At 37.1% G+C, this 1,443-nt stretch carries 2 protein-coding genes; one reads left to right on the top strand and one right to left on the bottom strand.

Annotation, left to right across the window (positions count from 1 at the left end; all coding sequences use genetic code 11):
• On the bottom strand, positions 1-310 hold a 310-nt coding region (locus tag HNP35_RS23730; RefSeq protein ID WP_184168237.1), incomplete at its 3' end, for a GNAT family N-acetyltransferase.
• Positions 311-379: 69 nt separating this feature from the next.
• On the opposite strand from HNP35_RS23730, the gene HNP35_RS23725 reads away from it, so the two are divergent.
• On the top strand, positions 380-1,443 hold a 1,064-nt coding region (locus HNP35_RS23725), incomplete at its 3' end, for a PLP-dependent aminotransferase family protein (protein WP_184168235.1).

The following is a 1,443-nucleotide window of genomic DNA, read 5'->3' as shown; positions in this document are numbered from 1 at the left end:
GCTGGCCAATCTTTTGCCCTCTGTATGTTTCGTCTACATACAATTCTTTTAAATAAATTGCTGGTTTATTCTGTGCCGTGTAAGGCAGAAAATAATACACCAGCATTCCTGCTATTTCTTCAGTAGTTTCAGCAATGATACAATAAAAATCAGGAGGCCTTTTTTTGAATCCGCATTCGCTCAAAATCTCGGGCGTAATGGCAAATACATCAATGTACTTTTCAAACTCAGCCAGTTCTTTCATTAGACACCAGACTTTTTCAGCATCTGCTTCGACAGCTTTTCGAATTATTATTTTGGCTTGATCCATAACTATTCTTTTTTATCACTTCAAAAGTAATTCAATATTGGATTATATTTGCAGTCCAATTTACTCAAAATGAATAGTCCAATTTTAAAGATTCTTTTTACTGATTTCAGTATTCACACTAATGTAGAGAAACCGATCTATCTACAGTTAGCCGATACTTTATCACTATCAATTAAACAAGGAAAATTGCAGACAGGTCAAAAACTGCCTTCAACAAGAGATCTTGCGATTTTTCTCAGTATTAACCGGGTTACGATTTCTAAAGCATTTGATGAGTTAAAAAATCAGGGATGGCTCGAAAGTTTCACAGGACGAGGAACATTTGTATCTGCACATATTCCCGAAATCAAACCCGAAAAACTTCAAGATAAATCTAACAACGTACATAGAACAGCTGGTTTTAAAATTGATAAAACAAACTACTTAAAGAACACTTATTTTGTTCCCAAAACACCGCTTCACTTTGACGATGGTTTTCCAGATCCTAAACTTGCCCCGTTAAAAGAACTTTACAGAGCTTATAGAAGCCAATTAACTCGAAGTGGACTTTACGATAAATTTGGAAATTATGGCAAACCCCATGGATCAGATTATTATCTAGAAGCCATATCGAACCATTTAAATCAAACCCGTGGTTTGAAAACAACTTCTAAGAATATACTATCTGTTCGAGGCACAGTAATGGGAGTCAATTTGGTCTGCAGTGCCCTTATCCAGCCCAATGATATTATTGTTTCTGGAATTCCGGGCTGGCGCCGAGCCGAGAATAATTTTTTTCACGCCAAAGCCATACACATTGGAATTCAAGTGGACGAACATGGTTTGATTGTTGCAGAATTAAAAAAAATCTGCCAAAACAATAAAATCAGAATGGTGTATATAACACCCCATCATCACTATCCAACAACTGTTGCATTACGCCTTGACCGCCGACTGGAATTATTACAACTAGCCAGTGAATACGGCTTTATTATTTTCGAAGACGATTACGATTTTGATTTCCATTACAGTAACCGGCCACTGCTTCCATTAGCAAGCGCTGATGAAAACGGAATGGTTATTTACTGCGGATCATTTAGCAAGAGCTTTTCTCCGGCATTTAGAATGGGATATTTGGCCGCGCCGGAAAATGT

Origin of the sequence: Flavobacterium notoginsengisoli, from assembly GCF_014207905.1 — a bacterium.
Classification (GTDB): domain Bacteria; phylum Bacteroidota; class Bacteroidia; order Flavobacteriales; family Flavobacteriaceae; genus Flavobacterium; species Flavobacterium notoginsengisoli_A.
Note: the sequence above shows the minus strand (reverse complement) of the source record. Positions and strands in the feature narration are given on the sequence as shown.